Source organism: Streptomyces sp. NPDC048600, assembly GCF_055587025.1.
In genome coordinates this window covers 60,299-84,621 of record NZ_JBVJGZ010000006.1, presented here as the reverse complement: position 1 = coordinate 84,621, position 24,323 = coordinate 60,299, and the positions used below count along the sequence as shown (strand labels likewise).

Genomic DNA, 24,323 nt, shown 5'->3' with positions numbered 1-24,323 from the left:
GGCCGGGGGCCCTCGCAAGGGAATTGCGCGGGTGGGTGCGGGACGCGGTTCGGCTCCCCAACACCCTTGACCTCAAGCGCGGTTGAGGGATTTGAGTGGGACTCATGAGCACTCATGAAGATGCCAGGGAGATCGAGACCCTCGTCCACCGCATGTTCCGCGCCCTGGACGCCCGCGACTTCCGGCCCGGCTGGATGCTGCCGTACGCCACCGGCGACGCCCGGATGGAGACACCTCTCGGCGACGGCTCGGGGGACGAGGCCGTGCGGGCCGCCGAGACCGCGCTCGGGCGGTACGTCCGCACCCAGCACGTCGCCTCCGGGCTCCTCGCGGAGATCGACGGCGACCGGGCCACCGCCTCCTGGAACGCGCTGATGACCCATGTGCACGCCGACGAGTCGGCCTTCACGGTCGGCGGCGTCTACGAGGGCGATCTGGTGCGGACGCACGGGGGCTGGCGGTTCGAACGGGTCGCGGTGCGGGCGGTGTGGACGCGGGGGAGGCCGCCGGCCGGGGTCGGGGGCGAGGCCGGGGTCGGGGCTGAGGCCGGCGCCTGAGGCCGGGGTGGGGCCGGGGCCCGGTGGCGCGGTCGCCTCGCGGGAGCGAGTATCCCGGGGTGCGATGAGTTGGCGGCGTCCTGTCCGTCTACAGGGCGTAACGCACCGGCGTACGGATGAAGGAGCACCCCATGCGGATCGTCATCACCGAGTTCATCAGCCTCGACGGCGTCGTACAGGCTCCCGGCGGCCCCAAGGAGGACACCGACGGCGGCTTCACGCACGGTGGCTGGACCGGCCCCTACTTCGACCCGGAGGTGGTCGGGGGCGCGTTCGACGCGGCGCTCGGCGAGGCGGACGCCGTGCTGTTCGGCCGCCGCACCTGGGCCGTGATGGCGTCGGCGTGGCCCGCGCGGGCCGGTGACCCCTTCGCCGACCGGATCAACTCCATCCGCAAGTACGTCGTCTCCGACAGCCTCGGCGACACCGACCTGACCTGGGAGAACACCGTCCGTATCCCGGTCGCCGAGGCGGTCGCGGAGCTGAGCCGACTGCGCAAGGCCGAGGGGGGCACGGTGCTCGTGATGGGCAGCGCGACCCTCGCCCGCACCCTGATCGCCGAGGGCCTCGCGGACGAGCTGCGGCTGATCGTGATGCCGGTGGTGCTGGGCGGCGGCAAGACGATCTTCCCCGACGGGGGCCGGAAGTTCCCGTTCGAGCTGGTGTCCACGGCGAAGGCGGGGACGGGGACGCTGGTGAACGTGTACCGGCGCGTCGAGGGCGAGTAAGGGCCTCGGCCCCGAGTGAGGGGCGCGTCGGTCGACGGCATGGACGCGCCGGGGGCGGAGGTCTACGCTCGGAGACGACGGAACCTCTGACTGAGTCAGCGATCGAGTGGCCGGGTTCGCGGGCTACGGGCCGGGTTCGCGGGCAACGGGCCGGGTTCGCGGGCAACGGGCCGGGTTCGCGGGCAACGGGCCGGTGGGCACGGGAAGCCCGTGGACGGAACGCGTGGACGGGAAGCGGGAGCGTCAGGGGCGGTCCGTCGCCCGAGCCACCACCGACCACGGATCACCGATCACCGATCACCGGGGCAGACCATGACCGTCCAGGACCTCCGCTCCTTCAACCGCTTCTACACGAACCTCATCGGCGCCCTCGACTACGGCCGCCACCTCTACGCCCCCTACACCCTCACCGAATCCCGCGTCCTGTACGAGCTCGCGCACGCGCCCCGCACCGACGCCGCCGACCTGCGGGCGCAGCTGCATCTGGACGCGGGGTACCTGAGCCGGATCCTGAACAGGTTCGAGGGGGGCGGCCTGATCGAGCGCGGGCCCTCGGAGACCGATCCGAGGCGGACGAGGATCACCCTGACCGCGCGCGGGCGGGAGGCCGCGAGCCTGCTGGACGAGCGGGCCCAGGAGACCGTGGGGGCCCTGCTGGCGCAGGTGGGCCCCACCGACCGGCCACGGCTCGCGGAGGCCCTGCGGACCGTTCGGACGCTCCTCGGCGAGGGCCGCGCGCCCCGCCCCGAGGACGTGGTACTGCGCGAGCCCGGCCCAGGAGACCTCGGCTGGATCGTGCAGCGCAACGCCGCGCTGTACTGCGCCGAGTACGGCTGGAACGCCGACTACGAGGGCCTCGTGGCGAGGATCGTCGCGGACTTCGCCCAGGACCACGACCCGCATCTGGAGCGGGTGTGGATCGCCGAGCTGGACGGCCGCCCGGTGGGCTGCGTGATGTGCGTACGCGACGAGGCACCGGGCACGGCCAGGCTGCGGCTGCTGCTCGTCGAGCCGGACACACGCGGGCTGGGCATCGGGGACCGCCTGGTCACGGAGGTGATCGAGTTCGCGCGCGGGGTCGGCTACCGCGAGCTGGTCCTGTGGACCAACGACGTCCTGTCCGCCGCACGCCGCATCTACCAGCGGCACGGCTTCGTCCTCGCGGCGGAGACCCGGCACCGGTCCTTCGGGCACGACCTGGTCGGGCAGGACTGGCGGCTGGAACTGCGGGAGAGCGCGGACTGACCCACGCTCGTGCCGCGCGCTCGGGGCCGGGCGCCAGTAAGGTCACGAGCATGAAGCTGGCGTTCTCCACCCTCGGCGTTCCCGGTCTGCCGCTGCCCGACGTGCTGCGGCTCGCCTCGGCCCACGGGTTCCACGGCGTGGAGCTGCGGACCCACCCTGAGGAGCCGGTCAACCCGGGGCTGAGCGGAGCCGAACGGGCGCAGGTGGTGGCGCAGTTCGAGGCGTCGGGCATCGAGCCGCTCTCCGTGGCCGGGTACACGCGGGTGGCCGGGCCGGGCCCCGACGATCCCGTGGTGACGGAGCTGCGCGAGCTGGTGGACCTGGCCCGGGATCTCGGCGCCCCGTACGTCAGGGTCTTCCCGGGCGCCGACGTGGACCAGCCCACCGAGGACGCCGACATCACGGCGGCCCGCCGCCTGGCCACGGCCGCCGAGCACGCCGCCGACGCCGGGGTGAGGATCCTGCTGGAGACCCATGACTCGCACCGCACCGGCGCGGACGCGATCCGGGTCCTGGGCCTGGTGGGCCATCGCAACGCGGGCGCCCTGTGGGACGTCATGCACACCTGGCTCGGCGGTGAGCAGCCCGCCGAGTCCTACGCCGCCCTCGCCCCCTACCTCGGCTACGTCCAGGTCAAGGACATCGCCTCCGCCGACGACACCCTGCCGCTCGGCCTGGGCGCCGGGGTCCTGCCGCTGACGGAGTGCGTCGACGTCCTCTCCCGGCACGGCTGGGACGGCTGGCTGTGCTGGGAGTACGAGAAGCGCTGGTACGAGGCGGCCCGCCCACTGCCCGACCTCCTCGCCCCGGGCCACGACCACCTCTGCCGCCTCCTCAACGAGTCGGCGTAGCCCCCGGCGCGCCCCGAGCCCCACGACGGCCGGGCTCTGTCAGTCGCCCCGGGGGAAGGAGATCTCCACTCGGCGGTTCTTCTTGCGGCTCGCCTCGGTGGCGTTGGAGGCGATGGGGTACTGCTCGCCGTAACCGCGGACCTCGAAGGTGATGCCGGCCGCGTTCAGGGCGCTGTCGAGGACGGCGTGGACGGCGTTGGCGCGTTGCTTGGAGAGGACGTCGCCGTGGGCCGAGGAGCCCAGGTTGTCGGTGAAGCCGAAGACCCTGACCTTGGTCGCGTTCTGGGCCTTGATCTCCTCCGCGATCGCGTTGATGCGGGACTTCGCCTCCGGGTCGAGTCTCGCGCTGTCCTTGCCGAAGAGGACCTCCGCCTGGAGGGCGAACTTCACGTCCGCGTTGGTGTCCTCCCGGCGTTCGTCGCCGCTCTGTTCCTCGACCACCTGCTTGATGTCCAGCACCTTCGGCTCCGCCAGGGTCGCGCCCTCGGGGAGCTTGAGGTCGGGGTCGTTGCCGTCCACCTCGACGGGAGCCGACGCGGTCGGCTCGGTGCCCGGGGGGACGCTGGGAGTGTCGTCCGCCTGGGCCGTCGTGGTGGCCAGGAGAAGCGTCGTCGCTGTCAGGGTCAGGCCCAGAGTGAGGCGGGTCGGGGTCATGGGAGGGCTCACCCGGAGATCTGGATGGGAGCGGCGGCGAAGGTGGGGAGTTGGAAGGTGACTTCGGTCGTGGAGGTGGGGGGCGCGGGGAACTGCATGAAAACCGGGACGGTTTCACCCGACTTCAGGGCGCCAAGGTCTGTGGTGGTCAGGGGGCGTCCGTCCGTGTCACGGAGTACGTAGTAGCGCTTCTTGCTCTTGGCATCCACGAGTGTGGCCCCGCCCAGTGAGCGTCCGTGCTGGATGATCTCCGTCTCGTCACCACGGAGTGCGGCGGGGACCGTGACCGTGTCGCCGCTGTCGTTCTTCAGGCTGCCGTTCACCGTGACGAATCCGCCGGCGTCCCGGACTACCGACGTGATCTGGAGGAGCAGGCCGTCCGAACCCTTCAACTCGGTCAGAGGCTCTTCCGACTGCCCCTCCTGAGCACTGGGGTGGGAGTCACGCGGCACGGAAGAGGACCATGACCTGTCGGCCTTCTTGTCGTCGTCTCCCCCACCGCTGCAACCGGCCACACCGAGGGCCAGACCGGCCGCAACGGTCATTGCGACCATCCCCTTGCGGGCCTTCGTCGTGAACCGAATGCTCATGACTCCGCTTCCTTCTCCCTCGCTCGTCGTTCGCTTCTCAGTCAGTCAGATGGACGTCGAAAAGGTCCTCGGGTTTCGGAAGGTCGTCCAAATCTTCCGGGTCGAGATCCCAGACCTCGTCGTCGTCGCACCGCAGGCTTGGCAGGACGTCGTCGGCGGCGCCCTCTTCGAGAGGGTCGAAGTCGCAACGCGGCTCGACCACGGCCGCGGCGGTCTCTGTCGACTTCTGGTCTTCCGTGCCCGGGACGATCGAGTCCCCGACGGGCTTGTTGGTCGTGGCTTCCACCTCGATCCTCAGGAAGCCGTCCCAGAAGCACTTCGCCGTGGCGTCGTTGAGTTCCGCCAACTGATAGCCCCGCCAGCAGGGGTCGTCCGTCGGAAGACGACCATCGAGGATCTCCCGCCACTTGGCCGGGTCGAGCACGACCTCGATCCATGCGTCGGTGAGCTGGTCCCGCGTCTCCTGTGCCGCCGCGAGCGCGGCGGCGTCAGCCGCTGTCTGGGCTTCGTTGCGATTCGCCGCCGCCTGGCCGACCGCGAGGTACGCGAACGCAAGAAAGAGCAGGCCCGCCACCACTGTGATGTAGATGGGGAAGGCCTGCCCTGTGTCACCGAATCTGTGGCGGGTCAGCCGCCCGTGACTTCTGTGATCTTGTTGCTGATCGCATCGAAGATGGCTTCGCCGATGTCCGTCCCCGTGATCGCCAACACGATCGCCACCACCACCGCGATGATCCCCAGGTACTCCACCGCGGTCTGACCCTTGTCGTTGCGCATGGCGCTGCCCTCTCGCCGCACTGGAAACTCTGTCGTCATCGCTAGCAGTACCCCGGGAGAGGGGTGGGGAAGAGGGTCCGTGGGCCCAACCGGGGGCCCAAGGTCCGGTCATGAGGGGCCTCCCGGACAACCAGGCGCGGTTCCCAGCCACTTGGCGGCGGCTTCGCCGCGGGTGGTGCTGTGGAGTTTGGCGAAGATGCGGTTGATGTGGTTCTTGACCGTCTTCTCGGAGATGAAGCAGGCGGCGGCGATCTGGTGATTGGTCATGCCGGAGGCGATGAGGTTCATGATCTCGGCCTCCCTGGCGCTGAGTCGGTAGCCCGATCGGTCGGGGCCTGACGGTGTCGACTGTCTCACAGTCGCTTGCAGTTGCGAAAGGTTTTTGAGTTTTCGATCGCCTTCGGGGGAAGGGATTTGACTGTCGTTCATTGCAGTCGCACCTCCTTGCAACTGCGCCAGCACCACCGCCCCGGCGCTCGGGGTGAAGTGGGGCCGGCCGCGTCTCACGTCCCGTACGGCCGTCACCAGCTCGTCGGTGGTGAACTCGCCGTGGACCAGGTAGCCGACGGCGCCGCGTCGCAGCGCCTCCTGGACCGTCTCGGACTCGCGGCTGTAGGTCAGCATCAGCACCGGGGCGAGCCGGACCAGGTGCGGGAGGGCCGAGAGGCCGTCCAGGCCCGGCATACGGACGTCGAGGAGGACCACGTCCGGGGCGTGCCGGGCGGCCGCCTCGCAGGCCTCGCGGCCGTCCGCGGCCTGGGCCACCACCGTGATGTCCTCCCGGTCGGAGAGCAGCGCGGCGAGGCCCGCCCGGACGACCGGGTTGTCGTCGGCCACGACGACCCGCAGGTGTCCGGCGTGTTCGGCGTGTTCGGCGCTCACCCCGGCTCCCTCCCCGACGGCAGCGGCATCCGCAGACGTACCTCCGTGCCCCGGTCCCCGTCGCCCGGCCCGATGTGCAGGTGCGCGCCCAGGAAGTCCGCGCGCTCGGTCATGCCCAGCAGGCCGAAGTGGCCGGAGCGGCGGAGGTTCTCGAGGGTCGTCCCGGGCGGGAGTCCGGTGCCGTCGTCGTCCACCGTGAGCGTGAGGAGGCCGTCGTCGGCGGTCAGGCGGACCCGGACGCGGGTCGCCGCCGCGTGCCGGTCCGCGTTGTCCAGCGCCTCTCCGACGATCGCCAGCAGGTGGCGGGCCTGCACCCGGGGCAGCTTGGGGAGCGAGCAACCGGCCCCCGTGCGCGCCTCGTACGTCGTCCTCGGCCGCGGGCCCGGCGCGAAGTGCGCGACCCGCGCGGCGAGTTCCGCGTCGAGGTCCACGGCCGCCGCGCCCTCCTCGCCCGAGGCGCGTCTGAGGTCGGAGAGCAGCTCGCGGGACTCCGCCGCCGCCCGGCGGGCCGAGCGGGCGATCAGGTCCGCCTGCGCCTTCAAGGCGGCCGGGTCCGGGGCGGGCGCGGCGGCCGACCGGGCGAGGGCCTCGGCGGCCAGGGCCACCCCGTACAGCGTCTTCGCCACCGAGTCGTGCAGATCCCGGGCCAACGCGGCGCGTTCGGAGTTCACCGCCTCCGAGACCGCGAGCCGCGACCGTACCGCCGTGAGGGCCTCGGTCGCCTCGCCGAAGCGCAGGAGCAGGTTGCGCAGGGTCGAGCCGACGGCCCCGGTGATGACGCACAGGCCGGGCAGCAGCAGCGACTCGGCGAGGTCCTCGCCGGGGCCCAGCGTGGCGTGGACCAGGAGCAGGATCAGCCCCTGGAGGGAGGCGAAGAAGGCCGCGCCCCGCCAGCCGTAGACGATGCCGGCCAGCAGGGGCGTGCAGACGCTGACGTACGCCAGGGTCGTGTCCGGGCCCGCGGAGATCAGCAGCAGCGCGCCGAAGAGGGTGTCGGCCGCCAGCAGGCTCGGGTGGGCGAGCAGCAGCGGTCCGAAGCGCTCCCAGTCGCGGAAGAGGACGTAGGAGCCCATGAAGGTGACCACCACGGCCGCGCCGACCAGGCGTACGCCGAGGCCCGGGCCCGCGCCCAGCAGAGCCGCCGGGGCCGCGACGGCGATCATCGCCAGGCGGAAGCCGAACACCTGGCGGCACATCGCCTGCACGGCGTTGACCTGGAGGGGCAGGGCCACCGAGTCGGCCGCCACGGAGGCCGTCCCCCATCGTCTGAGCAGCCCGGCGTTCCCGCGGGCCGTCGTCGCGATCGTCGCCACGGTTCCCCCTACCGGCCCGTGACCGAGCCGAAGTCGGTGCCGGAGCCCAGGAGCAGGCCCGCTCCCAGGAGCAGCATCGTGGCCGGAACCATGAACGTGGTGATCATCATGGTGGCCTTGGGGACCGCGCGGGCGGCCTTGCGGCGGGCGTTCTGGGCGTCGGTGCGGCGCATGTCCTTCGCGAGGGCGACCAGGGTGTCGACGATCGGCGCACCCAGTTCCTCGCCCTGCTGCAGTGCCGTCACGAACATGGCCACCTGCTCGCTGTCGTTGCGGCGGCGCAGTTCCGCGAAGGCCTGTCGGCGGCTCATGCCGAGGTCCATCTGGCGCAGGGTGATGCGGATCTCGTCGGCCCAGGGGCCCTCGTAGCGGGAGGCCACCCGGTCCAGCGCCTGGCGGAAGCCGAGGCCCGCGCCCACCACGACCGCGAGGACGTCCAGGAAGTCGGGCAGGGTGCGCTCGATGACGTCCCTGCGCACCCGTATCGCCGACCAGATGCCGACCTCGGTCCACAGCGCGCCGAAGGCCAGCAGGAGCAGGGCCACCAGGTAGTCGCCGCGCAGCAGGAACACCAGCGTCCCCACCCCGCCCAGCGCACCGTAGACCGCGCGGCGGGCGGCGTAGCGGTCGATGGTCAGACCGCCGGGGTTGCCCGCGAGGTCGATCTTGCGGCGGTACCTGGCGACCTGCCGCGGGCCCATCAGGCGCAGCACGGCGGGGGCGTAGCGCATGCCCATGCGGTCGATGAGGGAGTCGACGGCGCCGGTGCGGGTGGCGCCGACCTCCAGGGCGAGGGCGAGGTCGCTGGGCAGTTTCGCGTCCGCCCGGTACATCCGGATCCCGGCGAAGGCGCCCCAGACGCTGAGGCCCATCAGCAGGGCGAGCAGCAAGGCCATGGCAACCTCCTCAGACGTCGATGCGGGACAGGCGGCGGATGAGGAAGAAGCCGACGGCGTACAGCCCGAACGCGATGATCACGCAGGCCTGGCCGACCGGGGAGCCGGTCATCCGGTCCAGTGCGCCGTCCTTCACGCCGTTCATCAGGAACAGCGAGCCGACGCCCATGAACGGTACGGCGTACGAGGTCATGCTCACCTGGGAGAGCTGGGTGCGGATCTCGCGGCGGGTCTCCTTGCGCTCCTCGAGTGTCTCGGTGAGGTTGCGCAGGGCGCCGACCACCTGGCCGCCGGCCCGGTTGGAGAGCACCAGGGTCGTGACGAGGACGACCAGCTCGCGGGAGGGCAGGCGGTCCGCGAGCTCGCCGAGGGCGTCGTCCATCGAGGCTCCCATCGCCAAGTGGCTCGCCACCTTGGCCAGTTCCTCGCCGGCCGGAGCCTCCAGCTCCTCCGCCGCCATGCCGATGGCGGTGCGCAGGGCGAGGCCGGCCTGGGTGGCGTTGGCCAGGATGCGCGCCAGTTCGGGCAGTTGGTTGATGAACCGCTCGATGCGTTTCTGCCGCTGCCAGTTGAGGAACTGCCAGGCCGCCCAGACGCCGAGGAGTCCGGCGATCGGGCCGAAGAAGGGGGCGAGGGCGGCCTGTCCGACCAGCCAGAGACCGGCGACCGTGAACAGCATGGCGGCGAAGAACTCGCCGGGTGTGACATCGAGGCCGGTGGAGACCAGGCGCAGTTCCAGCGAGCGACCCGGGCGGGTGCGGCGCAGCCTGCGGTCCAGGCCCCGGAAGTAGCGCCTTCGGCCGGTGGCCGTGCCGTGGCCGCTCTCGATCGCCAGCCGCTCCACCAGCGCCTGCCGCTGGGCGCGGCCCGTGGCGTACGCGTGCACGCCGAGGACGGACAGCACGCAGGCCAGCAGGGTGAGGCCGCTGGTGAGCTGGACTAGGGTGCTCAGTTCCATGGGGCGGTCCTACCTGGCCTCTCGGGTGGCGAGCTGTTCGTCGTGCCGGGCGACGCCGTAGGCCTGCGGGACGGGCTGGCTCGCCATGTAGAGGCGGTCGGCGGTGCGGCGCGGCAGCGGGAAGTACCGGAAGGCGCCGTGGACCCGGCCGTCGGGGGTCATCGGCTGCGCCTCGAAACGCGCCACCGTGGCGAGGCGGTACGGCTCCCCGCCGGCGCTGTCCAGGACGGCGATCTCGGTGATGCGCCGGGCGCCGTCCGCGAACCGGGTCAGCTGGACCAGGACGTCCACCGCGCTGTTGATCTGGTCGTGAAGGGCGACGAACGGGATCTCCACGTCGGACATCGAGGCCAGGGTCTGGAGACGGGTGAGGGCGTCCTCGGCGCTGTTGGCGTGGACGGTGGCGAGCGAGCCGTCGTGGCCGGTGGACATGGCCTGGAGCATGTCCAGGGACTCCCCGCCGCGGACCTCGCCGACGACGATGCGGTCGGGGCGCATCCGCAGGGAGTTGCGGACCAGGTCGCGGATGGTGACGTGGCCCTTGCCCTCGACGTTCGGAGGCCGGGACTCCAGGCGGATCACATGGGACTGCTGGAGCTGGAGTTCGGCGGAGTCCTCGATGGTGATGATGCGTTCGCCGCCGGGGATCAGGCCGGACAGGGCGTTGAGCATGGTCGTCTTGCCGGTGCCCGTCGCGCCGGACACGATGATGTTGAACTTCGCCTGCACCAGGCCCGCCAGCAGGTACAGCATGTGCTCGTCGAGCGAGCCGAAGCCGATCAGCTCCTGAAGGGTGAAGGAGCGCGGGAAGCGGCGGATGGTGAGGATCGGGCCGGTCAGCGAGAGCGGCGGGATGATCACGTTGACCCGCTCGCCCGAGGGCAGCCGGGCGTCGACCATCGGGTTGGACTCGTCGACCCGTCGGTTGACCGTCGAGACGATCCGCTCGATCGTCTGCATCAGCTGGTCGGCGGAGGCGAACCGCATCGGCAGCTGTTCGACCCTGCCGCCGCGTTCCACGAAGATCGCGTCCGGGCCGTTCACCATGATCTCGGTGACCGAGGCGTCCTCGAGGAGCGGTTCGAGGATGCCGAGGCCCAGGGCCTCGTCGACGACCCGGCGGATCAGCTGCGAGCGCTCGACGGTCGACAGCACCGGGCCCTCGCGGCTGATGATGTGCCCGAGCACCCGCTCCAGGCGGGCCCGGCGCTCCGCGGCCGCGAGCGAGCTCATCTCGGCGAGGTCGATCTCCTCCAGCAGCTTGGCGCGGTAGGAGGCGACCAGATGACCGTCCTCGCCCCGGCTGCCGCTCTCCTCGGGGGAGTTGATGCGTGCGCGCAGGCTCATGGCTGACCGGACTCCTCGTCGGTGTGGTCGAGGGGCATGGTGGCGGTCTTCCTCGCGGTGTCGAAGTCCCAGCCGGGGACCACGGAGGGGATGTCCACGGTCGCGGTGACCGTGACCTCGTCGCCGCCCGGGGCGGAGGCGCAGGAGACGGACAGCCAGTCGCTGACCGCCTGCGCGCAGCCCTCCTGCGCGCTCTCCCCCAGTGACGCGCTGCGCGCCCCCGCCCGCGCCGCCGTGCCCGCCTGCTGGCCGGCGTAGGCGATGAGCCCGATCTGGACCCCCGCCATGGCGACGAGGATCAGGACGGGGAGGAAGCCCAGGTACTCGATGGCCACCTGGCCGCGGTCGCGGCGCCCGGAGCCGTGGGAGCTGCGGGGGCCGTGGGCGTCGTGGGCGTCGTACGTCATGTCAGTCCGTCTCCTCCTCCACCGCGCCCGCGTGGCCCTCCACCTCGAAGAACGGGAAGGCACCGACGCCCGGGAACAGCACGGGCACCTGAAGCGTGACGTCGGCCGTGACGTAGCCGGTCCCTCCGCATTCGACCCCGCCCGACCAGGCGTCCGGCAGCTTCTCCAGGCCGGCCGCCTCGCAGACGCCCTGCCGCTCCCCCGCGGGTACGGCGGTCCCCGCGCGCACGGCCTCGTCGGCCGCGTTGCCCGCGAGCGTGAACGTGTAACCGACCAGCACGAACTGCCACATCAGCACGAGCGTGATCAGTATCGTCGGCGTCATCCCGAGGAACTCGACCGTGACCTGCCCCGAGTCCCGCCGGGAGGGGCCGGGCCGCCTCATCCCGCACCGTCCTTGCGCCGCCGCTCGCCCCGCAGCCGGCCGTGCCGCTGGGCCCCGGCCTCTGCCTTGACCAGGCCCAGTTCGCCGGCGAGGGCCCACAGGGACTGGCGGACCTGGCCCTTGGGGTCGAGTTCGTGGACGCGGCCGGCGTCGACCGCGGACTGGAGTTCCTTGAAGTGGGCGGGGATCGCGGTGGCCGCGAGGGCGGTGCCGGTGATCTTCCGGATCAGGGACGGCTGGATCTCCGCGCTGCGGCTGTGGCGGTTGACCACGACCGTCGTCTCCTCCGCCTTGCGGATCTGGAGCCGGTCCCACATGCGGACCGCGCGTTTGGCGCCGCGTACGGCGATCACGTCCGGCGTGGTGACCAGCAGGGCCGTGTCGGCCATCTCGACGACGGCCGCGCCCGCCCCGCCCAGCTGGGCGCCGCAGTCGACCACGACGATCTCGTAGCGGGAGCGCAGGGCGCTGACGATCTGGCGGGCGGCGCGGTCGGTGACCTCCTCGCCGCGTTCGCCCTCGGCGGGGGCGAGGAGCAGGGCGATGCCGGAGTCGTGGCGGAAGACGGCGTCGGCGAGGACGCGCGGGGAGATGTCGGTGATGCCGGCCAGGTCGACGACGGAGCGGCGGAACTGGACGTCCACGTAGGAGGCGACGTCACCGGTCTGGAGGTCCAGGTCGACCAGGGCGGTGGAGCGGCCGGAGGCCTGGGCGGCGAGGGCGAGCTGGATGGCCGTGAGGGTGGTGCCGACACCGCCCTTGGCGCCGCTGACGGTGACGACGGTGCCGCCGACGCCGGTGAACACCTCGGCGCCGTGGCCGAGATGGCGGCGTACGCCCACGGACCAGGCGGCCACGGCCTGGACGCGGCTGGCGAGTTCCTCGTACGACAGCGGCAGCGCGACCAGGCCGCGGGCGCCGGAGTCCATGGCGGCGGAGAACAGGCCCGGGCTCGCGTCGGTGGTGACCAGGATGACGCCGACGGCCGGGAAGCGCAGGGCGACCTCGCGGATCAGCTCCAGGGCGGGCACGGGCCCGATGCGCTCGTGGACGACGACGACCTCGGGCAGTTCGTCGACGGACTCGGCGGCGAGGCGGGCCAGGGTGTCGACGAGCTGGGTGGAGTCGACGACGGGGGCCACCGGTTCGGCGTCGGGGAGCTGGCTGAGCAGCGTCGTGATGGACCGGACCGCGTCCGCGTCGCCGACGGCCGGGAGGATCCTCGTGGGCATACCGGGCCTCTCACTTGTCCTGGGCGAGTTCGTAGGTGCGGTCCTTGTCGGGTACGGCGGTGTCGGTGCCGGGAGCGACGAGGGCGAGGCGGACGCGCTGGGCGAAGGACTCGGCGTAGGTGAGGCGCTGGGCGTCGAGGGTGGAGAGGGCGAAGGTGATGGGCACGGCCTCGGTGGTGCGGCGGGAGCGCTCGCTCGCACCGGGTTCGAGGGGGGTGAGCTCGCCGACGTCCAGGACCCGGGCGTTGGTGACGATGATCTTCGACTGGTCGGGGTCGGTGTCGCGCCTGCCCTCGAAGGTGGCGTAGACGTTGACCTTGGAGCCCGGGGTGATCTTGCCGGCCACACCGGTCGCCGCGTCGATCATGATGGCCACCTCCTGCTCCCCGGGGGCCAGTTCGGGCTGGTCGACGATCATGTCGTCCTGGAGCAGGCTGCCCTTCTTCAGCGTCGTCACCGCGATCTTGCCCCGGATGCGGGAGAGGTCGGTGACCGCGTTCGAGGACAGCCAGCGCTCGGGCATGCTGATCTCGCGGAACTGCGCCGCGGTCAGGGCCGTGTAGGGCTGCACGTCGCTCTTGAGCTCGTACGCCGTGACCTCGGGGCCGACCTTGGACTTCACGTCGTTGACGACGGAGAGCACCCCGCCGAAGGCGCCCAGGGCACCGAGGACCGACAGGAGCAGGAGTATCACGCCGCGGCGCTGACGGGAGTTCATGAACCGTGCAACCTCTATGGGGGTGGGTTGGTGGGCGGGGTGCGGTGGGTCAGCCGGTGAGCATGCGGCTCTCCGAGGCGGGCGGGGTGGCGGAGCAGAACACACAGCGGTCGCCGATGACGTCCAGGCCGCACCAGTGGCACACGCTCTGCCGGACCGAGGTCACCAGCTGGTAGAGGACGGACAGGTCGGGCAGGAAGCTGCAGAACTCGGTCAGCCGGCCGGTCCCCCACCAGCCGGGCGACTCGGCGGGCAGCGGCGCCTCGCGCAGACCCTGGGCGTTCCAGGCCGGGGCGAGCGAGCCGGTGACCCAGTCGGACTGGAGCTGGCCCTTGGCGACCAGCATCCAGGTGCCGAACTCGGGTCCGGCGAGCACGGCTTCGGGGCCGACGCGGACGAGCTGGGGCTCGGGGTGGGCGACCACGGCGAACTGGCTGCCCGGCACCCAGGACTTGGCGTGCGCCTTGAGGGTGACCGGGACGCGGTCCAGCCTGGCCACCGAGCCCAGCACGGCCCCGGCGTGGATGTAGTGGGTGAGCAGCCGCCCGGCGGAGGCGAGCACGCCGGGGCCGAGGTCGCAGGAGGCGAGCTGGCGCAGCTGCCGGGCGAGGACGGCGATGCCCAGGGGCGGCAGGTCCGGGCGGAACAGGGCGATGCGGTCGCTCTCCAGCAGGGAGCGGACCGTGCGCAGCCGCCGCTCGACGGCCGGCGGGACGGCGGGCGAGAACACGACGACCAGATGTCCGTGCTGCTCCACCAGCAGGGACAGCCGGGCGACCGCCTGCTCCAGCGGCTCGCGGTCGATGTCCGCGAGGACGGTCGCGGGCAGGGTGCGCTCGTCCAGCGGCGGCAGCGCCAGGTCGGCACTGGTCACGGCGACGGCAGTTGACACGCGCAGCTCCCCGAATCCCCGCCGGTCGGCGCCGCCGGGTGTTACTCCGGTGCACCGAGATGACTTCATTGCGTGACTACCTCGGCACTTTACCCACGCCCCTGACACCGGAGAACAGCGTTTGGTGAGCTCCTGGGGAACTACTGGCGCACAACTCGCGCCAAAACGGGTCAGGTTGCGCACAGAGCCCTTCAATTCCGGTGCCCGCGGGGTGGGTACGGGCGTCGCGCGAGGCCCGGCTCGAACAGGGAGCCGCGGGCGCCGCGCGGGACCCGGCTCATACAGGAAGCTGCGGGCGTCGCGCAGGGTCCGGCTCACACAGGGAGCGCTCTCAACTGCGCCCCAGGGAAGGGAGTTGGTCTGGACCTCTTGACAACTCCAATTGGTCTGGACCAACTTGGACGTCCAACGGTGGCCACCGTCCTCCCCGTCCCTCTCCCCCACCGGAGGCCCCAGTGGACCGCGCACAGCCCTCGCCGCCCGGCCGCAGACGACGCACGAGCCTGTGGGCGGGCGTCGTCACGGCCGCACTCGGCCTGTCCCTCGTCACCGCCGGCCAGGCGTCCGCCGCCGACGTCAACAACGCGAAGAACGCCGGGTTCGAGTCGGGCCTGGCCAACTGGACGTGCAGCGCGAACAGCGGCAGCACCACCGGCTCGCCCGTGCACGGCGGCACAGCCGCGCTGAAGGCGACCCCGGCCGGGCAGGACAACGCCCGCTGCACCCAGACCGTCGCGGTCAAGCCGAACTCGACGTACACCCTCAGCGCATGGGTGCAGGGCGGCTACACCTACCTCGGCGCCACCGGCACCGGCACCACCGACGTGTCGACCTGGACGCCGGACTCCTCGTCCTGGAAGCAGCTCTCGACGACCTTCAGCACGGGCGCCTCCACCACGTCCGTCACGGTCTATCTGCACGGCTGGTACGGCCAGGCCGCCTACCTCGCCGACGACGTCTCGGTGTTCGGCCCCGACGGCGGCGGGGGCACCGACCCCGGCCCGACGGTTCCGGGCGCCCCGGCGGGCCTCGCGGTCTCCGGCACGACCTCGACGTCGGTGTCGCTGGCCTGGAACACCGTCTCCGGAGCGACCGGCTACAGCGTCTACCGCGACGGCACCAAGATCACCGCGGTCACCGGCACCTCCGCGACCGTGACCGGGCTCGCCGCGTCCACCAGCTACTCCTTCCAGGTCACCGCGACCAACTCGGCCGGCGAGTCGCCGAAGTCCGCGGCCGTGACCGCCGTGACCGGGCCCACGGACCCGGGCGGCGGCGGCGACCTGCCCAAGCACGCGGTGACCGGCTACTGGCAGAACTTCAACAACGGCGCGACCGTCCAGAAGATCTCCGACGTGCCGAACCAGTACGACATCATCGCCGTCGCCTTCGCCGACGCCACCGCCACGCCCGGCGCCGTCACCTTCAACCTCGACTCGGCCGGCCTCGGCGGCTACACCGTCGACCAGTTCAAGGCCGACATCCGCGCCAAGCGCAACGCGGGCAAGAAGGTGATCATCTCCATCGGCGGCGAGCTCGGCACGGTCCGGGTCAACGACTCCGCCTCGGCGACGAACTTCGCCAACTCCGTGTACTCCCTGATGCAGACGTACGGATTCGACGGCGTCGACATCGATCTGGAGAACGGCCTGAACGCGACCTACATGACGCAGGCGCTGCGCTCCCTGTCGGCGAAGGCGGGCCCGTCGCTGATCCTCACGATGGCCCCGCAGACGATCGACATGCAGTCGACCTCCAACTCGTACTTCCAGACGGCGCTGAACGTGAAGGACATCCTCACGGTCGTCAACATGCAGTACTACAACAGCGGTTCGATGCTCGGCTGCGACGGCAAGGTGTACTCGCAGGGCTCGGTGGACTTCCTCACCGCCCTCGCCTGCATCCAGCTGGAGGGCGGCCTGGCCCCGTCCCAGGTGGGCCTCGGCGTGCCGGCCTCGACCCGGGGCGCGGGCAGCGGCTACGTCTCGCCGTCGATCGTGAACAACGCGCTGGACTGCCTCGCCAAGGGCACCAACTGCGGCTCCTTCAAGCCGTCGCGCACCTACCCGGCCCTGCGCGGCGCGATGACCTGGTCCACCAACTGGGACGCCACGGCGGGCAACGCCTGGTCGAACGCGGTGGGCCCGCACGTGCACGCGCTGCCGTAACGGCGGCGGAGCGCTGAGCGCCAGCCGTGGCCGGAGTCCGGGCTCAGAAGAACTCCGACCACGGCTGGTCCCAGACCTGCTTCACGCACAGCACCAGGAACAGCAGCCCGGCCAGCGCCAGCATCGTGTTGCTCAGCGGCCCGTTGCGCCACTGCCTCGGCGTACGGGCGGAGTTGAGCAGCCACAGCAGCGTGCCGGCCAGGAAAGGCAGGAAGGCCGCGCCCAGCACGCCGTAGACGATGATCAGGCGGAAGGGCTCGTCCTGGAAGAGCAGCACGATCGGCGGGAAGGTCAGCCACAGCAGATAGGCGCGGAACGGCCAGGAGCGCTCACGGGCCCCGGAGGCCACCGCCTCGGCACCGGCCCCGCCGCCGGTGCGCAGCCGGGCCACGAAGTCCGCGAACATCAGGCTCACGCCGTGCCACACGCCGATCAGCGAGGTGTAGGAGGTGGCGAAGAAGCCGATCAGGAAGAACTTCGCCGTGGCGGAGCCGTACTCGGCCTCGAGGATGCCGCCGAGCTGGATCAGCCCCTTGTCACCGCTCGCCAGGGCCACGTTCGCGGAGTGCAGCAGCTCCGCGCCGACGAACAGCATGGCCACGACGAAGACGCCGGTGGTGATGTAGGCGACCCGGTTGTCCAGCCGCATCACCCGCATCCAGCCGGTGTCGGTCCAGCCCTTGGCGTTGACCCAGTAGCCGTACGCGGCGAGCGTGATGGTGCCGCCGACCCCGCCGATCAGACCGAGGGTGTTGAGGACCGAGTCCTTCTCGTCGGGCAGCACGGGCAGCAGACCGGCGAGCGCGTCGGGGAGGTTCGGGGTGACCCGGACGGCGAGGTAGACCGTCACCACGAACATGACGCCGACCAGGACGGTCATCACCTTCTCGAAGACGGCGTACCGGTTGAACCAGACGAACACCAGGCCCGACAGCCCGCACAGGACCGCCCACGCCTTCAGGTCCATCACGTCCGGGAACAGCGCCTGGAGCGGCAGGGCGCTGGAGGACATCGCGGCGGCGCCGTAGACGAAGCCCCAGACGACCACGTAGACGGCGAAGAAGTACGTCGTCCAGCGGCCGAGGCTCGCCCAGCCGTCGAACAGGGTGCGGCCGGTGGACAGATGCCAGCGGCCGGCGGCCTCCGCGAGGGAGATCTTCACCAGACAGCCGGCGACCGCCGCCCACAGCAGGGTGTAGCCGAAGCTGCTGCCCGCGATCAGCGTGGCCACGAGGTCGCCCGCGCCGACTCCCGTCGCGGCGACCACGATGCCCGGTCCGATGTGGCGCCAACCGGCCCGGCGGGGAGCGGGGTTCGGTTCGGGTGAGACGTCTGATGGTGTGGAGTGTCCCGTGGTGTCCGCCATGTGCGCCAAGTAAGCGCAGTCCACGGGCGGGCGGCAAGGGGGCCTGCCGGGATCTCCACCCGATGCGCGCAGAAGTCGCCCCTGTGGCGAGGAGCGGGCGGCGCCGTGCGCTCCTGGTGGTCCCGCTCCGCCTCCGGCGCTCCCGCCCGGTCCCGGCGGCCGCGCTCCCCCGCCCGGACCTCGGACCCCGGCGGGCAGGTTCGGCCGGGGTCCGGGCCCTCCGGGGACGGACACGTACGGGTCCCCGGACTCGCGTGCCACGGCTGTCGCCGACCGCAGCCGTGGCACGCGCACAGGCCGGGTTCTGCCCTCGGCACGGAAATCGACGCGCCGGGTCCGCCACTCTGACGCGGTCGGCGCGATTCCGCACGCCCGCTTCACACCTCCGGGTGGACTTCGCCGCAGTACCCGCCCCGAACAGCCCGCGCGCGTACACTGCCCGGCCGATTTCCGCCTGGTCCGGGCCACGGAACACGGCGGCCCTATTGACCTGCTCATGCCACGCCCGCACCATGAGCGCCACACCCGCACCCGGACCCGGCCCACAGGGACCCCACAGTCACCGGCAGGGTCCGCGCACGTCGCACGGAAGAACCACCCCCCGCTCCACTCCCCGTTCCGGAGACCCCGGAATTCCCGGAGAACCAAGGAGATTTCATGCGACTTCGCATCCGCGGCTCGGGCGCCCGCGGCACCCGCAGGACGGCCGCCCTGGCCGCCGTCCTCGCGCTCGCGCTCGCCGCACCCGTCTCGGCCGGTCTGACCGGCGACAGCGCCAGCGCGGACAGCGCGGCGAGGCCGGCCCGCGCCGCCGACGACATCCGGCAGTACGAGGTCCACGTCCACAACAGCACCGCCGCCGAGCGCACGGCCGTCATGGCGGCCGGTGTGACCGTGGACCAGGCCGACGAGGAGGGCCTGGTCGTCTCCGGCCGCGCCGACCAGATCCGCGCCCTGCGCGCCAGGGGCTACGAGGTCAGCGCGCTGGCCGACCCGGCGGCCCGGATCGCCGAGGACGAGATCCGGCTCTTCGACTTCCCGTCCGCCGACTCGCGCTATCACAACTACGCCGAGATGAGCACGGAGATCGACCAGCGCATCGCCGCCTACCCGGGCATCATGAGCAAGCGCGTGATCGGCAAGTCCTACCAGGGCCGCGACCTCGTCGCCATCAAGATCAGCGACAACGTGGCGTCCGACGAGGCCGAGCCCGAGGTGCTGTTCACCCACCACCAGCACGCCCGCGAGCACCTCACGGTGGAGATGGCGCTGTACCTGCTGCGCGAACTCGGCGCGGGCTACGGCACCGACTCACGCGTCACGAACATGGTCAACAGCCGCGAGATCTGGATCCTGCCCGACCTCAACCCCGACGGCGGCGAGTACGACATCGCCACCGGCTCCTACCGCTCCTGGCGCAAGAACCGGCAGCCCAACTCCGGTTCCTCGTACGTCGGTACGGACCTCAACCGCAACTGGAACTACCGCTGGGGCTGCTGCGGCGGCTCCTCCGGCTCCAAGTCCTCCGACACCTACCGGGGTACGGCTCCCGAGTCGGCGCCCGAGGTGAAGGTCGTCTCCGACTTCGTGCGCAGCCGGGTGGTGGGCGGCGTCCAGCAGATCAAGGCGGGCATCGACTTCCACACGTACAGCGAGCTGGTGCTCTGGCCGTTCGGGTACACGTACTCCGACACGACGACCGGTATGACCGCCGACGACCGCAACGCCTTCGCCACGGTCGGCCAGAAGATGGCGTCGAGCAACGGCTACACGCCGGAGCAGTCCAGCGACCTGTACATCACCGACGGGTCGATCGACGACTACCTGTGGGGCGTGCACAAGATCTTCGGGTACACCTTCGAGATGTACCCGTCCAGCGGCGGCGGTGGGTTCTACCCGCCCGACGAGGTCATCGAGCGGGAGACCTCCCGCAACCGCGACGCGGTCCTGCAGCTCCTGGAGAACGCGGACTGCATGTACCGCTCCATCGGCAAGCAGTCGCAGTACTGCTGACGCCCTCTACTCCTCGAAGTAGGCGTCGAGCACCGCGTCCAGTTCCGTCTCCCAGTCCCTGTGCTGGGAACGGGACCCGGCCTCGATCTCGATGGGGTACCAGCGGCGGTCGGGGGTGTGGACCGTCACGGTGAACCGCTTGCCGAACCGAGGCGACTCGGACTCGATCGCACCGACCTCGTCCCAACGGAACTCGCACTCCTGGTCGTCCAGGGCGAGCCGGACACCTGAGGAGTCGGCGACGATCCGCGCGCGCCGGTCGGCGGCCTCGAACACGGGGCCGTCGGCGGGCGCCTCCCCGGAGGAGTCGTCGGCGGACTCGTCGGCGGAATCCCCGGACTCCGCCGCGTCCTCCGCGTCCTTGGTGTCCTCGGCGTCCGGCGAGCCGGTGGCCTCGGACGACCCGGACGGCTCCGACGCCGTCTCCGCGTCGTCGCCGCCGTTGTCCTCCGCCGCCGCGACGGCCTCGTCCTCGGGCCCGGTCTCCTCCGTGTCCTTGGACAGGGGAACCGTGATCCCGGGGATGTGCGCCGGGTTCACTCCGGCGTCCAGGGGCTGACTGCTCGAACCTATGCGCTGCTCCACAGCGCAGCAGTATGGTCGAAGATCCTGTGTCGGGGACAGCCAGCCCCGGCTTCGTTATACGACGATGTCCAACTCCGCCTCGGGCCCCGCCCCCGAGCCCGGCTCGTGGCCCGGCTCCGGGCCCGCCTCAGCCGAGGACGGCGAGGGCGTCGATCTCGATCAGCAGCCCGGCGGGGAGGCCGACGTAGACGGTCGTACGGGCGGCGGGCGGGGCGGTGAGGTTCTCCGCCTCGAAGTAGGCGTTGTAGATCTCGTTCATCTCCGCGAAGTGGCCCACGTCCGTGAGGTAGACCCGGATCATCATCACGTCGTCCCAGCCGGAGCCGCCCTCCTGGAGGATCGCCTTGACGTTGGCGAGGGTCTGGAGCGTCTGCTCGCGCAGGGTGGGCCCGGCGGGCGTCGGCGGCCGCCCCTCGACGGCCGGCAGGAAGCCGACCTGACCGGCGACCTGGAGGATGTTGCCCTTGCGCACTCCGTGGGAGAACTTCGCGGGCGGGCTCGTGTGGGTCTTCGGGGTGAGCGCGGTCTTCTCGGTCATCACATGACTTCCTTGGCTGGGGTCCTGCCGGAGTACTCGCCGCTGACGGCGTCCGCGGTACGGCGCACCAGCGGGAGCAGGGTGAGGAGTTCGTCGGCGCTGACGACGACGTTGGGCGCGGACACCGACAGCGCGGCGACGACCCTGCCGTCCGCTCCCCTGACGGGCGCGGCGACACAGTTGATGGACTCCTCGTGGCCGCCGAGGTCGGTGGCCCAGCCCTGTTCGCGCACCTGCGTCAGCTCCCGGAGGTAGGCCTCCGGGTTCGGTGTCGAACGGGCCGTGTACAGGGGGTAGTCGAGCTTCTCCGCGACCGCCCGGCGCTGCGCCTCCGGGAGGTCGGCGAGAAGCAGCTTGGCGACCGCCGCGACGGTGATCGCGACGGGCTTGCCGATCCGCGAGTACATGCGCACCGGGTAGCGGCTCTCGACCTTGTCGATGTAGAGCACCTCGTTCTCCTCGTACACCGCGAGGTGGACGGTGTGTCCGCACTCCTCGTTGAGGCGGACCAGGTGGGGGTGCGCGATCTCGCGGACGTCGAGGTTCTCCATGGCCTCCTGGGCGAGCGCGAACAGCCGGGCGCCGAGGCGGTAGCGCTGGTCGGACTGGCGGTAGACCAGCCCGTGCTCGTGCAGGGTGCGCAGCAGGCGCAGCGCGGTGCTCTTGTGCACGCCCAGCCGCTCGGCGACCTGCCCCAGGTCGGCGGGCCCCTCGGCCAGCAGCGGCAGGATGCTCAGCGCCCGGTCGACGGTCTGGCTCATGGTGTGGGTACCTCCTCGACGGCCTCACCGGCTCGCGTCCAGCCGGGACCGAGTCGAAGTCTCCCCCACGCCTCGTCGTCCAGCGCGACCAGCCGCTCGGCGTGGCCCCGGGAAGGCGGCGCCGCGAGGTCCCCGTCCACGGTCAGCGCGGCGGCGGCCCACAGATGCCCGTGCCGCAGCCGCTGCCGCACGGACAGCCCCCGCAGGGTGCCCGAGAGAAACCCGGCGGCGAAGGCGTCCCCGGCGCCTACGGCGGCCTGCACGTCGACGCGTGGGGGCCGTTCGAGGGTGGCCGTGCCGTCGGCGTCCTCCGTCCCGTGGGTGCTCCTGTCGAAGACGATCGCGCCGCCCCTGCCGAGTTTGACGACCACGACCTCCGGTTCCGGCAGGGCGTCACGGACGGCCCCGGTACCGCACAGCCCCCAGGCGTCACACGCCTCGTCCGCCCCCACGAACACCACATCCGCCGCCCGCGCCAGCTCCAGCAGCACACGGGCCTCGTCGCGGTCCCCCCACAGCCCCGGCCGGAAGTTGACGTCGAAGGAGATCAGCGGCCGCCCGGCCCGCGGAGCGAGCAGCTCCCTCATCAGCTCCAGGCAGCCCCGCGACACCGCGGCGGTGATCCCCGACAGATGCAGCACCCGGCACGCCCGCACCACGTCCAGGTCGACGTTCGTCACGGACATCGCGGACGCCGCGGACCCGGCCCGGTAGTACGCCACCTCATGGCCGCGGGACCCCCGCTCGCCGGCCGTTCGGAAGTACACCCCGGTGGGCCGCCCGGCGTCCCGCGACACGGCGGACACGTCGACGCCGTACGACCCGACCGCCTCCACCAGGTGATCCCCGAAACCGTCCGCGCCCACCCGGCTGACCCACCGCACCGAGTGACCGCCGCGGGCCAGCGCGCAGGCCACGTTCGACTCCGCGCCCCCGATCCCCCGCTCGAAGGACGGGACGTCCGCGAGCCGCCCCGGCCGGCTGGGCAGGAACGTGACCATGGACTCGCCGAGGGCGACGACGTCCACGGCCTCGGGTCCGGCTCCGGTGACAGTCACGATGGTCAGATGCTCCTTCGGGCCGCGCGGACCGCTCCGTTGACCCCGCGTCGGCGGAGATGTTAGACAGCGGTAGCGGCATACGCAACGGTCGTTGCAGGCAACGCAACGACCCTGATCGGGAGGTTCCATGAGCACCGAGTCGCTGGCCCGGCTGGCCACGGAGACGGTCGACCACCGCTTCAAGGGCCTCCCGCCGGACGCCGACGGGCTCACCGTGGGCGAGCTGGCCGCCCAGCGCCGCAACCTCTTCACCGGCGGCTTCGCCACACCCGTGCTCGCGCTCTCGGCGGAGCGCCTGGAGCACAACCTGCGGCTGATGGAGACGTACGCCGAACGCCACGGCCTCGCCTTCGCCCCGCACGGCAAGACGACCATGGCGCCCCAGCTGTTCCAGCGGCAGATCGAGCACGGGGCGTGGGGCATCACCCTCGCCGTGCCGCACCAGGTACGCGTGGCCCGCGCCTTCGGTGTCCGGCGGGTCTTCCTCGGCAACGAGCTGGTGGACCCGGCCGCCCTGAAGTGGGTCGCCGCAGAACTCGCCGCCGACCCGGACTTCCGGCTCGTCTGCTACGTCGACTCCGTACGCGGCGTGGAGCTGATGGACGCGGCGCTCGACGGCTGCGCCCGCCCCGTCGACGTCGTCGTGGAGCTGGCGGCCGGCGAGGGCGCGCGCACGGGCGTACGCGCGGAGGCGGAGTGCGCGCGGGTCGCCGAGGCCGTCGCCCGCACACGCACGCTGCGGCTGGTCGGCGTCGCGGGCTACGAGGGCGAGGTGCCGCAGGCGACGCCGGAGCGCGTGCACGCCTGGCTGCGCCGTCTGGTGGCGCTGGCCGTGGACCTGGACAAGGCCGGGCTGTTCGCCGGCGCGGACGAGATCGTGGTCAGCGCGGGCGGCAGCGCCTGGTTCGACGCGGTGGCGGACGTGTTCGCGGAGATTCCCGAACTCTCACGCCCCGTACTGAAGTTGCTGCGCTCGGGCGCGTACGTCTCGCACGACGACGGCCACTACCGCAGGATCACGCCGTTCAACCGGGTCCCCGAGGAGGGCGCCCTGGAGCCCGCCTTCCGGCTCTGGGCCCAGGTCGTCTCCCGGCCCACGCCCGAGCAGGCCTTCGTCAACGCGGGCAAGCGGGACGCGGCGTACGACATCGACCTGCCGTTCGCGCAGGTGGTCCGCCGCGACGGTGTGGAGCGCCCGGCCACCGGCATCGAGGTGACCGGTCTGTCCGACCAGCACGCGTGGCTGCGCACGAGCGGCGAGGCGGACCTGGAGATCGGGGACTGGCTGGGCATGGGCCTGTCCCACCCGTGCACGTCCTTCGACAAGTGGCCGCTGATCCCGGTGGCGCAGGCGGACGGCACGGTCGTGGAATTGATCCGTACGTTCTTCTAGACGGGA

General features: G+C 71.7%; 26 protein-coding genes. 7 read left to right on the top strand and 19 right to left on the bottom strand.

Annotated features, from left to right (window positions below; translation table 11 throughout):
* Window positions 1–104 precede the first annotated feature (104 nt).
* The 4 genes from ACZ6SQ_RS10305 (at window position 105) to ACZ6SQ_RS10290 (ending at window position 3,381) form a co-directional block, all read left to right on the top strand.
* Entirely contained in the window at window positions 105–557 is a 453-nt protein-coding gene (locus ACZ6SQ_RS10305; protein WP_469558945.1) for a nuclear transport factor 2 family protein, read from the top strand.
* A gap of 131 nt (window positions 558–688) precedes the next feature.
* On the top strand, window positions 689–1,285 hold the full coding sequence (locus ACZ6SQ_RS10300) for a dihydrofolate reductase family protein (RefSeq protein WP_386380660.1): 597 nt from the start codon (window positions 689–691) through the stop codon (window positions 1,283–1,285).
* 312 nt (window positions 1,286–1,597) lie between these two features.
* Window positions 1,598–2,530, top strand: a complete 933-nt coding sequence (locus ACZ6SQ_RS10295) for a bifunctional helix-turn-helix transcriptional regulator/GNAT family N-acetyltransferase (protein WP_469558941.1) — start codon at window positions 1,598–1,600, stop codon at window positions 2,528–2,530.
* A gap of 50 nt (window positions 2,531–2,580) precedes the next feature.
* Complete coding sequence (locus tag ACZ6SQ_RS10290) at window positions 2,581–3,381, top strand: sugar phosphate isomerase/epimerase family protein (protein ID WP_469558938.1); 801 nt, start codon at window positions 2,581–2,583, stop codon at window positions 3,379–3,381.
* Between the two features lie 39 nt (window positions 3,382–3,420).
* Here the strand turns inward: ACZ6SQ_RS10290 and ACZ6SQ_RS10285 are convergent, their stop codons facing one another.
* The 14 genes from ACZ6SQ_RS10285 to ACZ6SQ_RS10220 form a co-directional block, all read right to left on the bottom strand.
* Window positions 3,421–4,035, bottom strand: a complete 615-nt coding sequence (locus ACZ6SQ_RS10285) for an OmpA family protein (RefSeq protein WP_469558935.1) — start codon at window positions 4,033–4,035, stop codon at window positions 3,421–3,423.
* 8 nt (window positions 4,036–4,043) lie between these two features.
* Window positions 4,044–4,625, bottom strand: a complete 582-nt coding sequence (locus ACZ6SQ_RS10280) for a hypothetical protein (protein WP_469558933.1) — start codon at window positions 4,623–4,625, stop codon at window positions 4,044–4,046.
* Between the two features lie 37 nt (window positions 4,626–4,662).
* A complete protein-coding gene (locus ACZ6SQ_RS10275; RefSeq protein ID WP_469559578.1) occupies window positions 4,663–5,256 on the bottom strand; it encodes a pilus assembly protein TadG-related protein in 594 nt (197 codons plus the stop codon).
* Window positions 5,253–5,441, bottom strand: coding sequence for a Flp family type IVb pilin (locus ACZ6SQ_RS10270; protein WP_469559575.1), 189 nt, complete (start codon window positions 5,439–5,441; stop codon window positions 5,253–5,255). The genes ACZ6SQ_RS10275 and ACZ6SQ_RS10270 overlap by 4 nt, the downstream gene beginning before the upstream one ends.
* 69 nt (window positions 5,442–5,510) lie before the next feature.
* Window positions 5,511–6,284, bottom strand: coding sequence for a response regulator (locus ACZ6SQ_RS10265; RefSeq protein WP_469558930.1), 774 nt, complete (start codon window positions 6,282–6,284; stop codon window positions 5,511–5,513).
* The gene (locus tag ACZ6SQ_RS10260; protein WP_469558927.1) at window positions 6,281–7,597 is read right to left on the bottom strand and encodes a sensor histidine kinase; all 1,317 of its coding nucleotides are present in this window, start codon (window positions 7,595–7,597) and stop codon (window positions 6,281–6,283) included. Before ACZ6SQ_RS10260 ends, ACZ6SQ_RS10265 begins: the two co-directional genes overlap by 4 nt.
* Before the next feature lie 8 nt (window positions 7,598–7,605).
* On the bottom strand, window positions 7,606–8,493 hold the full coding sequence (locus ACZ6SQ_RS10255; RefSeq protein WP_386380672.1) for a DUF5936 domain-containing protein: 888 nt from the start codon (window positions 8,491–8,493) through the stop codon (window positions 7,606–7,608).
* A gap of 10 nt (window positions 8,494–8,503) precedes the next feature.
* Window positions 8,504–9,451: a type II secretion system F family protein gene (locus ACZ6SQ_RS10250; RefSeq protein WP_469558925.1), complete on the bottom strand. Its 948-nt coding sequence runs from the start codon at window positions 9,449–9,451 to the stop codon at window positions 8,504–8,506.
* Window positions 9,452–9,460: 9 nt separating this feature from the next.
* Window positions 9,461–10,798 carry a CpaF family protein gene (locus ACZ6SQ_RS10245; protein ID WP_469558922.1) on the bottom strand — a complete coding sequence of 446 codons (1,338 nt, stop codon included), beginning with the start codon at window positions 10,796–10,798 and terminating at the stop codon, window positions 9,461–9,463.
* Entirely contained in the window at window positions 10,795–11,205 is a 411-nt protein-coding gene (locus ACZ6SQ_RS10240; protein WP_469558919.1) for a TadE/TadG family type IV pilus assembly protein, read from the bottom strand. Before ACZ6SQ_RS10240 ends, ACZ6SQ_RS10245 begins: the two co-directional genes overlap by 4 nt.
* Before the next feature lies 1 nt (window position 11,206).
* A complete protein-coding gene (locus tag ACZ6SQ_RS10235) occupies window positions 11,207–11,590 on the bottom strand; it encodes a TadE family protein (RefSeq protein WP_386380675.1) in 384 nt (127 codons plus the stop codon).
* Window positions 11,587–12,822 carry an AAA family ATPase gene (locus tag ACZ6SQ_RS10230; protein ID WP_469558915.1) on the bottom strand — a complete coding sequence of 412 codons (1,236 nt, stop codon included), beginning with the start codon at window positions 12,820–12,822 and terminating at the stop codon, window positions 11,587–11,589. Before ACZ6SQ_RS10230 ends, ACZ6SQ_RS10235 begins: the two co-directional genes overlap by 4 nt.
* A 10-nt stretch (window positions 12,823–12,832) precedes the next feature.
* The gene (cpaB, locus tag ACZ6SQ_RS10225; RefSeq protein ID WP_389320293.1) at window positions 12,833–13,540 is read right to left on the bottom strand and encodes a Flp pilus assembly protein CpaB; all 708 of its coding nucleotides are present in this window, start codon (window positions 13,538–13,540) and stop codon (window positions 12,833–12,835) included.
* A gap of 49 nt (window positions 13,541–13,589) precedes the next feature.
* Window positions 13,590–14,432, bottom strand: coding sequence for a hypothetical protein (locus ACZ6SQ_RS10220; RefSeq protein WP_469558912.1), 843 nt, complete (start codon window positions 14,430–14,432; stop codon window positions 13,590–13,592).
* A gap of 455 nt (window positions 14,433–14,887) precedes the next feature.
* Between ACZ6SQ_RS10220 and ACZ6SQ_RS10215 the strand changes: the two genes are divergently transcribed.
* Entirely contained in the window at window positions 14,888–16,600 is a 1,713-nt protein-coding gene (locus ACZ6SQ_RS10215) for a chitinase (protein ID WP_469558909.1), read from the top strand.
* Window positions 16,601–16,643: 43 nt separating this feature from the next.
* On the opposite strand, the gene ACZ6SQ_RS10210 is transcribed toward ACZ6SQ_RS10215, so the two are convergent.
* Window positions 16,644–17,966 carry an Nramp family divalent metal transporter gene (locus ACZ6SQ_RS10210; RefSeq protein WP_469558906.1) on the bottom strand — a complete coding sequence of 441 codons (1,323 nt, stop codon included), beginning with the start codon at window positions 17,964–17,966 and terminating at the stop codon, window positions 16,644–16,646.
* A 657-nt stretch (window positions 17,967–18,623) separates the two neighbouring features.
* Here ACZ6SQ_RS10210 and ACZ6SQ_RS10205 point away from each other — a divergent pair.
* Window positions 18,624–19,979 (top strand): M14 family metallopeptidase, encoded by a 1,356-nt coding sequence (locus ACZ6SQ_RS10205; protein ID WP_469558904.1) that lies wholly within the window; start codon window positions 18,624–18,626, stop codon window positions 19,977–19,979.
* A 6-nt stretch (window positions 19,980–19,985) separates the two neighbouring features.
* Here ACZ6SQ_RS10205 and ACZ6SQ_RS10200 read toward each other — a convergent pair whose 3' ends face one another.
* The 4 genes from ACZ6SQ_RS10200 to ACZ6SQ_RS10185 form a co-directional block, all read right to left on the bottom strand.
* The gene (locus ACZ6SQ_RS10200) at window positions 19,986–20,564 is read right to left on the bottom strand and encodes a hypothetical protein (RefSeq protein WP_469558901.1); all 579 of its coding nucleotides are present in this window, start codon (window positions 20,562–20,564) and stop codon (window positions 19,986–19,988) included.
* A 127-nt stretch (window positions 20,565–20,691) separates the two neighbouring features.
* Window positions 20,692–21,102, bottom strand: coding sequence for a RidA family protein (locus tag ACZ6SQ_RS10195; protein WP_469558900.1), 411 nt, complete (start codon window positions 21,100–21,102; stop codon window positions 20,692–20,694).
* Entirely contained in the window at window positions 21,102–21,863 is a 762-nt protein-coding gene (locus ACZ6SQ_RS10190) for an IclR family transcriptional regulator (RefSeq protein WP_469558895.1), read from the bottom strand. The genes ACZ6SQ_RS10195 and ACZ6SQ_RS10190 overlap by 1 nt, the downstream gene beginning before the upstream one ends.
* Window positions 21,860–22,921 carry a sugar kinase gene (locus ACZ6SQ_RS10185; RefSeq protein WP_469558892.1) on the bottom strand — a complete coding sequence of 354 codons (1,062 nt, stop codon included), beginning with the start codon at window positions 22,919–22,921 and terminating at the stop codon, window positions 21,860–21,862. The genes ACZ6SQ_RS10190 and ACZ6SQ_RS10185 overlap by 4 nt, the downstream gene beginning before the upstream one ends.
* A gap of 130 nt (window positions 22,922–23,051) precedes the next feature.
* On the opposite strand from ACZ6SQ_RS10185, the gene ACZ6SQ_RS10180 reads away from it, so the two are divergent.
* The gene (locus ACZ6SQ_RS10180) at window positions 23,052–24,317 is read left to right on the top strand and encodes an amino acid deaminase (RefSeq protein WP_469558889.1); all 1,266 of its coding nucleotides are present in this window, start codon (window positions 23,052–23,054) and stop codon (window positions 24,315–24,317) included.
* The last annotated feature ends 6 nt before the right edge of the window (window positions 24,318–24,323 follow it).